The following is a 915-nucleotide window of genomic DNA, read 5'->3' as shown; positions in this document are numbered from 1 at the left end:
TAAAATCGAATCTCCTTCACAGCCAAAGCAAGAAGAACTCAAAGATGGATTCTAGTCTAAATATTACCAACTCACAGGGCTTGGAGTCTTCCACCTATCCGTATGGTGGGAACGGCCCGGCTGGCTGCTGTACTTTTAACGCCGAATTTTTCGCGCGTAGGCAAAACATGGCAGCTCGCCATTGTTAGTCACTCGAATTTTTTACTTTTTTTTCGATAATATTTGCTTTGATGTCCTTCTAGTTTAAATAATCAAGAAGGTAATTACCTTAATATTATGTATTACCAATGTTGCCCAAAATAATAGGTTGCCCAAACTAGTCCAACATCACCTCCATATTTATGAATTTAATTAGAAAGATTGGCTATTAAATTAGCATTTAGCATCTGGGCTATACCCTCAGCTTTTCGGAGCGCCAGTTCTTTTTTTGAAAACTCGAAGGAGAGGAGAAATTTGTCATAGTTTTTTGGGTATAAAAAAATTCTGTAAACAGTAACATACCCTGAAAGAGTCGGACTTATCCCGTTTGGCGTATTGGTGCTTCTATAACGATGTGCTATCACTTTCACCGTGGTGATGGTTGGTAGGGTTGCCCATTCACCGAACTTGTATCTGCAAATAGAAAAGTATGCTTTGACCCTTTTCCCTTTGAAATCAATGAGTGTGCCTGTGTATGATGTAACAATGACCAAGCCAATAATTATAGCTCCTAACCCTACCATTAATGTTCTTTCCAAAGAGCTTTCATTTTTAAGAAAATAATAACCTGTCAGAGCCAGCAGACCGGCGAAAATTAATAGTACACCAAGTAAGTGTGGGCCAGAATATAGATTTCGCTTTTTAAAGTCAAAATTCTTCATTCTATTATGTGCGGGTATTTGATGCCTAACAACCAGATATACCACATATGTGGTA

At 38.3% G+C, this 915-nt stretch carries 1 protein-coding gene; it reads right to left on the bottom strand.

Annotated features, from left to right (window positions below; all coding sequences use genetic code 11):
- Nucleotides 1-347: 347 nt before the first annotated feature.
- Nucleotides 348-915: hypothetical protein (locus E1171_RS00670; protein ID WP_222931301.1), on the bottom strand; the 568-nt coding region annotated here is incomplete at its 5' end.

The sequence above is a fragment of the Xanthovirga aplysinae genome (assembly GCF_009711365.1).
Lineage (GTDB): Bacteria > Bacteroidota > Bacteroidia > Cytophagales > Cyclobacteriaceae > Xanthovirga > Xanthovirga aplysinae.
The sequence above is the reverse complement of the archived record's forward strand: the minus strand, read 5'-3'. Positions and strand labels throughout refer to the sequence as shown.